This window comes from Roseateles sp. P5_B10 (assembly GCF_056400485.1).
This window is the reverse complement of sequence record NZ_JBFULE010000245.1, coordinates 1-6863: the sequence shown is the minus strand read 5'-3', so window position 1 is coordinate 6863 and position 6863 is coordinate 1. Positions and strand designations below refer to the sequence as shown.

6 protein-coding genes are annotated in these 6863 nt (G+C 68.5%); 5 read left to right on the top strand and 1 reads right to left on the bottom strand.

Annotation, left to right across the window (positions count from 1 at the left end; genetic code table 11):
• Positions 1-307, top strand: a 307-nt coding sequence (locus AC1DU6_RS15725; protein ID WP_477858184.1) for an FHA domain-containing protein, incomplete at its 5' end; no start/stop codon positions are given.
• Between the two features lie 3 nt (positions 308-310).
• Positions 311-1399 (top strand): ferrochelatase, encoded by a 1089-nt coding sequence (gene hemH / locus AC1DU6_RS15720; RefSeq protein WP_056198065.1) that lies wholly within the window; start codon positions 311-313, stop codon positions 1397-1399.
• Here the strand turns inward: hemH and AC1DU6_RS15715 are convergent.
• Positions 1396-4110 carry a beta strand repeat-containing protein gene (locus AC1DU6_RS15715; protein WP_477858182.1) on the bottom strand — a complete coding sequence of 905 codons (2715 nt, stop codon included), beginning with the start codon at positions 4108-4110 and terminating at the stop codon, positions 1396-1398. The genes hemH and AC1DU6_RS15715 overlap by 4 nt on opposite strands.
• A 118-nt stretch (positions 4111-4228) precedes the next feature.
• Between AC1DU6_RS15715 and AC1DU6_RS15710 the strand changes: the two genes are divergently transcribed.
• The 3 genes from AC1DU6_RS15710 to dnaK form a co-directional block, all read left to right on the top strand.
• Positions 4229-4630: an RNA-binding S4 domain-containing protein gene (locus AC1DU6_RS15710; RefSeq protein WP_056198069.1), complete on the top strand. Its 402-nt coding sequence runs from the start codon at positions 4229-4231 to the stop codon at positions 4628-4630.
• A gap of 81 nt (positions 4631-4711) precedes the next feature.
• Positions 4712-5236, top strand: a complete 525-nt coding sequence (grpE, locus tag AC1DU6_RS15705; protein WP_477858180.1) for a nucleotide exchange factor GrpE — start codon at positions 4712-4714, stop codon at positions 5234-5236.
• Between the two features lie 127 nt (positions 5237-5363).
• Positions 5364-6863, top strand: a 1500-nt coding sequence (dnaK, locus tag AC1DU6_RS15700; protein WP_477858178.1) for a molecular chaperone DnaK, incomplete at its 3' end; no start/stop codon positions are given.

The window sequence follows — 6863 nt, the reverse complement described above, 5'->3', positions numbered from 1 at the left end:
AGGCCGCAGCGTGCAGGCCACCTAYTGCATCACCGAYGCCCGCGTGTCGCGCTCRCATGCCCGTATCGACTGGCAAGGCAGCAGCTTTGAGCTGACCGACCTGTCCTATAACGGCACGTATGTGCGCTTCGGTGATTMGGGCGAGCTGCTGAGCCTCAAGCGCGGCAGCTGCACGCTGCACGGCAGTGGCGTCATCGGCCTGGGCGGCATGCCCACGGACGAGCAGTCGCCCATCGTGCGCTTCGAGGTGCTGCACTTCTACGACACCGAGCCCCAGCCCTTCGGCGGCCCTCGCTCCAGGCGCTGACTCATGGCCTTTCTTCCCGAACCGCCGCAGCGCCACGGCGTCGCGCCCGCTGGCCCGGATGTGGCCGTGCTGCTGTGCAATCTCGGCACACCCGACGCGCCCGATGCCCCTGCCCTGCGCCGCTACCTCGCCCAGTTCCTGGCCGACCCGCGCGTTGTCGAGATCCCCAGGCTGATCTGGCTGGCCATCCTGCACGGCATCATCCTGCGCGTGCGGCCGGCCAAGTCAGCGGCCAAGTACGCAACGGTATGGACGCCCGAGGGCTCGCCGCTCAAGGTCTGGACAACAAAGCAGGCCAAGCTGCTGCAAGGCGCATTGGGCGGCCGCGCGCGCGTCGCTTTCGCGATGCGTTATGGCCAGCCTGCCATTGCCGCCACGCTCGACGCCCTCAAGCGCGAAGGCGTGCGCCGCGTGTTGGTGCTGCCCGCCTACCCGCAGTACTCGGGCGCGACCACCGCCAGCGTCATCGACGACGTCGCCCGCTGGGCGCTGCGGACCCGTCACCTGCCCGAGCTGCGCTTCATCAACCGCTATCACGATGAGCTGGGCTACATCGCCGCCCTGGCCCAGACCGTGCGCGAGCACTGGCAGCGCGAGGGCCGTGGCGACAAGCTGGTCATGAGCTTTCACGGCATGCCCGAGCGCACCCTGCACCTCGGCGATCCTTACCACTGCGAATGCCTGAAGACCGGCCGCCTGCTGGCCGAGGCGCTGGGGCTGCGAGACGGTGAATGGCTGGTCACCTTCCAGAGCCGCTTCGGCAAGGCCAAGTGGCTGGAGCCCTACACCGAGCCCACGCTGGTCAAGCTGGCCAAGGGCGGCCTCAAGTCCGCCGACGTCATCTGCCCCGGCTTCGCGGTCGACTGCCTGGAGACGCTGGAAGAGATTGCCCAGGAAGCCCGCGCCGCCTTCCTGGCCGCCGGTGGCCAACGCTTTGCCTACATCCCCTGCCTGAACGACCACCCGGCCGGCATCCGCGCCCTGGCCAAGCTGGCCGAGCGCCACCTGCAGGGCTGGGCCGGTGAAGCCCCGCATCCCGACACCCTGGCCCTGCAGCGCCAGCGCGCGCTGGCGGCAGGCGCCAAGAACTAGCGGCGCCGCCGCCGCACCACGCCGGCCAGCACTGCCAGCCCRGCCAGCGCCATCACGCCGGCGCCCGGCTCGGGCACGGCGGCCGCCGTGAACACCGCCCCGTCATTGGCGCTGAAGCTGAAGCTGGTGAACTGGTAGGCATCGGCCCGGGCACTGAAGCTCGCCCCGGCGAAGGCCTGATGGCCCAGACCCTGGCCGCCCGAGGTCTGGAAGAAGGTGTCGACGTTGAAGCCGCCGCTGGCCTGGAAGGCATTCGGATCGGTATTGCCCAGGAAGCGGAACTCCACGCTCAGATGGCTCAGGTCGAGGGCCGTGCCATTGCCGAACACGACGCTGTCGGTGCGCCAGCCACCACTGCCGTCAGCCTGCACCTCCATGATGAGGCGGCTGCCGGCCGCGGCCGTGAAACTGCCGTCGATGCGCATCTGGCCAGGCGAGTTGCCCGGGCTAAAGATGCCGTAGTTGGTCACCGCGCCGATGATGGTGCCGTTGCCGCCGAGGAAGCCGTTGGTGCCGATGACGATGGTGTTCGCGGTCAGCGTGCTGTTGTTGACCACCAACGTGCCCGTGCCGCCATCCACCGAGCCGCCGGCGGTCCGGTTGCGGCCGACGCCGATCCAGTTAGCGCTGACGCTGGAGCCCTCGCTGATCAGCAGCGTGCCGTCCGACCCGCCGAGGCGGCCGACGAAGATGCCGCCCCCGGCCACGTCCACGCTGCTGCCGCCCTTGACGCGCATCAGCCCGGTGCCTTCGCGCCCGATGGTCATCGCGCCCTGGCCCGGTGCGGCCTGGATGCTGATGCTGGAAGCGCCCGCCAGCGTCAGAGTGCCGTCGCCGCCCGGGCCCACGCTGGTGCCGCCGAGGTTGAGCGACGCCCCCGCGCTGCCCGCGTTGACCAGCGTCACGTGGCTGCCGTTGGTGATCGTCGCCACGCCCGTGCCATCAGAGCGGCCGATGGACAGGAAAGCGCCCGACAAGGTGCTGCCGGTCTGCTGGCCGCTGAAGCTCAGGCTGGCATGGTCCACGCTGAGCACGCCCACGCCGCCGGAGCGGCCCACGTTCATGCCGATGGCGCTGACCAGCGCGTTGTCCGCCACCGTCAGCTGGCCGAAGCTCTGAGGGCCGTGGCCGACGCCGATATAGCTGTCGGTACCGATCAGGCGTATTTCGGAGCCCGCGCCGGTCACCACGGCCACGCCACGGCCACCGGGCTGGGTGTCGCTGGTGCCGCCTATGTAGAGGCTGGTGCTGCGCGAGTTGGTCGCGGTGGACACCGCCTGGCCGTCCAGGATCAGCTGGCCGCCCGCGCTGATGTTCAGGAAGCCTGAGCCGTCGCGGCCCACGCGCATGATGGGATTGAAGGCCTCGCCGGCGCCTCCCCCCGGCAGCACCGAAGCGGCCGAGATGGAGACGACGGAGCCGGCGCCGCTGATGTTCAGCGTGCCGGACGAAGCCGCCTCACGACCGAGGTTGAGCGCCGTGCCCGAGGGCTGGGCCGTGGTGGCGACGAGATCGATGCGGCCGCCGTTGCTGACCGTGACCCGCCCCGTGCCATTGCGCCCGACATCCAGCACCGGGCCGGTCAGGACGCCGTTGGCGGCGGCCGAGCCCAGGCCGTCGATGCGCAGCTGCGAGCCCGCGCCGTCTACCTGCAGCTCGCCATGCCCGCCGTCCCGGCCGATGGCCACGTAGAACAGGCCGCTCACCTGGCCGCCGTCCTGCAACTGCAGCAGGCCGGTGGCGTTGTTGCGCCCCACCTGCAGATAGCCAGCGTCACCGCTATAGACGACGGCCGAGCCGGCGCCGGCCACGCGCATGTCGCCCCGCCCGCCGGTCGAGCCCACGTTGATGCCGTTGTAGATGCCGGCGCGGCCCTGGATCTGCACCTGCCCGCCGCCGGTCACGTCCAGCGTGCCCCAGGCATTGGCGTGCTCGGCGAGGTTGATGAAGGCAGACCCGTTGCCCAGCGTCGGGCCGGTCACTCGCCATATCGAGCCGACGCCGTCGACGACGACCGAGGCAAAGCTGCGCTCGCTCCCCAGTGGGCTGGAGCCGCCCGGCGCGACGCCGATCGAGCCGCCGTCGGTCGTCAGCAGGCCGCCCGCCAGCACCTCGACGCGTCCGCGCGTGATGCCACCCGGCGTGCCGAAGGTGAAGGTTTCGATCGGCGGGCGGAACACTGCCAGCCCGCCGACGACGAAGGCGCGCAGGAAGCTCGCGCTGGAGCCAGCGCCGGTGACGGTCAGCGTCGCGTCGCTGCCGGCGGCATTGCCGATGAAGTTGTGGCACCACTGCGGGCCCAGCAGGCATTGGGCGCTGTCGGCGCGCGCGTCCAGCGTGGCGCCGTCGGCGATGGTCAGCGACCCCTGGCCCCAGGCGCCGAGCTCCAGCCGGTTGGTGCTGCCGTTGCCATTGATCGTCAGCACCGAGCCGGCGCCAGTGACCAGGCCCGTCGCGATGCCCGTGCCGCCGTCGGCGAAGCGCACCGAGGCTGCACTCAGGCGCGAGCCACCATTGACGAGCAGCTGCGCCGTGCCGTTGCCGCCCAGCCCCAGCGTGTTGCCGCCCAGGTTGGTATCGCCCGGTCCGGGCGCCGTGAAAGTCGGGTAGACGCGGTAGGCCCCCGTCACGATCACATCCGCCGTCGCCGCCCCGCAGGCCAGCATCGCCGCCACCGCCGTTGCACGGCCCACCCACGCACGCTTTTTCATTGCGAACCTCCCCCCAAGCAGCGCCCCTATCGGGCTGCGCAACGCTACCGGCGGGCTTGGCGACAATCATCCCTAAACCTGAGGACCTTTTTCGCCCGTGCCCGATTCCCCGACTTCGATGCGCCTGGACAAATGGCTCTGGGCCGCGCGTTTCTACAAGACCCGCGCCCTGGCCGTTGACGAGATCAACCTCGGCCGCGTGCGCGTGGGCGGCCAGCCGGTCAAGCCGGCGCGGGACGTCAAGGTTGGCGACCTGCTCAGCATCCGCATCGGCACGCTGAGCCGCGAGGTCGAAGTCCTGGGCCTGTCCAACCTGCGTGGCCCGGCGCCGCAAGCCCAGGCCCTGTACGCCGAAACCCAGGCCAGCATCACCGCCCGGGAGGCGGCCGCCGAGGCGCGCCGCCTGGCGCCGGAACCGGCCGACACGATCATGCAAGGTCGTCCGACAAAGCAGGACCGGCGCCGCTTGGCAGACTGGGACCGATGGTCCGTCTCGCTGGATGATGAAGATCCGGGTTGACCCGGATAATCCGTTTTGAATCTCCCCTCTTGAAACCAGGGCATCGCGCCCCATGTCGACGCGATCCCCTCCTTTTCTGCCATGACGACCGAAAAACCCCTGCCCGAAGACGCAGCCGGCGCCGCCGAGCCCACGGCCGCCGAGCTGAACCCCGAAATCAAGATTGCCGAGCTGGAAGGGCGCCTCGCCGAAATGAGCGACGCTTATCTGCGTGCCAAGGCCGAGACCGAGAACGCCCGCCGCCGCGCGGATGAGGACGTGGCCAAGGCCCGCAAGTTCGCCGTCGAAGCCTTCGCCGAGGCCATGCTGCCGGTGATGGACAGCCTGGAGGCGGCCATCGCCACGCCCAGCGCCAGCGTCGACACGGTGCTGGAAGGCGTGCACGCCACGCGACGCCAGCTGTCCAGCGCGCTGGAGCGCAACAAGGTCGTGGAGATCAACCCCGGCCAAGGCGCCAAGTTCGACCCGCACCAGCACCAGGCTATCTCCGTAGTGCCGGCACCGACCCAGGACGCCAACACGGTCGTCGCGGTGCTGCAGAAGGGCTTCCTGATCGCCGACCGCGTGCTGCGGCCGGCCTTGGTGACCGTGTCGGCGCCTCGCTAAGGACCTGGGGACAGACCTTGGCGCGAAGCGACATGCTCTGTCCCCACTAATTCACAGCCTGCCGCCCTTGAAGGACGGCGAGTTATCCACAAATCGAATACATCCAACAAATCTTCAGGAGTTCCAAATGGGAAAGATCATCGGCATTGACCTGGGCACCACGAATTCGTGCGTGGCCGTCATGGAAGGCAACACCACGCGCGTCATCGAGAACGCCGAAGGCGCCCGCACCACGCCGTCCATCATTGCCTACCAGGAAGACGGCGAGATCCTCGTCGGCGCCTCCGCCAAGCGTCAGTCGGTCACCAACCCGAAGAACACGCTGTATGCCGTCAAGCGCCTGATCGGCCGCAAGTTCGCCGAGAAGGAAGTGCAGAAGGACATCGACCTGATGCCCTACACCATCGCCGCCGCCGACAACGGCGACGCCTGGGTGGAAGTGCGCGGCAAGAAGTTCGCGCCTCCCCAGGTCTCGGCCGAAGTGCTGCGCAAGATGAAGAAGACGGCCGAGGACTACCTCGGCGAGGAAGTGACCGAAGCCGTCATCACGGTGCCGGCCTACTTCAATGACGCCCAGCGCCAAGCCACCAAGGACGCCGGCCGCATCGCCGGCCTGGACGTCAAGCGCATCATCAACGAGCCCACCGCCGCGGCCCTGGCCTTCGGCCTGGACAAGYACGGCAAGGGCGACCGCAAGATCGCCGTTTATGACCTCGGCGGCGGCACGTTTGACGTCTCGATCATCGAGATCGCCGACGTCGATGGCGAAATGCAGTTCGAAGTGCTGTCGACCAACGGCGACACCTTCCTGGGCGGCGAAGACTTCGACCAGCGCATCATTGACTACATCGTCACCGAGTTCAAGAAGGAACAAGGCGTCGACCTGACCAAGGACGTGCTGGCCCTGCAGCGCCTGAAGGAAGCCGCCGAGAAGGCCAAGATCGAGCTGTCCAACTCGTCGCAGACCGACGTCAACCTGCCCTACATCACGGCAGATGCGACCGGTCCGAAGCACCTGAACGTCAAGCTGACCCGCGCCAAGCTGGAGTCGCTGGTGGACGAGCTGATCGAACGYACGATTGCGCCTTGCCGCACCGCGGTGAAGGACGCTGGCGTTGCGCTGACCGACATCGACGACGTCATCCTCGTCGGCGGCATGACCCGCATGCCCAAGGTGCAGGACAAGGTCAAGGAGTTCTTCGGCAAGGAACCGCGCCGTGACGTGAACCCCGACGAGGCCGTGGCCGTCGGTGCCGCCATCCAGGGCCAGGTCCTGGGCGGCGAGCGCAAGGACGTGCTGCTGCTGGACGTCACCCCGCTTAGCCTGGGCATCGAGACCCTGGGCGGCGTGATGACGAAGATGATCAAGAAGAACACGACCATCCCGACCAAGTTCGCGCAGACCTTCTCCACCGCCGACGACAACCAGCCAGCCGTGACCATCAAGGTCTACCAGGGCGAGCGTGAACTGGCGCAAGGCAACAAGAGCCTGGGCGAGTTCAACCTGGAAGGCATCCCGCCGTCGCCGCGCGGCACGCCGCAGATCGAGGTCAGCTTCGACATCGACGCCAACGGCATCCTGCACGTCGGCGCCAAGGACAAGGGCACCGGCAAGGAAAACAAGATC

What these genes read in the sequence shown, in the direction of transcription:
- grpE (WP_477858180.1), top strand. Translation starts at nt 4,712, where the DNA reads ATGACGACCGAAAAACCCCTGCCCGAAGACGCAGCCGGCGCCGCCGAG.
- AC1DU6_RS15710 (WP_056198069.1), top strand. Translation starts at nt 4,229, where the DNA reads ATGCGCCTGGACAAATGGCTCTGGGCCGCGCGTTTCTACAAGACCCGC.
- hemH (WP_056198065.1), top strand. Translation starts at nt 311, where the DNA reads ATGGCCTTTCTTCCCGAACCGCCGCAGCGCCACGGCGTCGCGCCCGCT.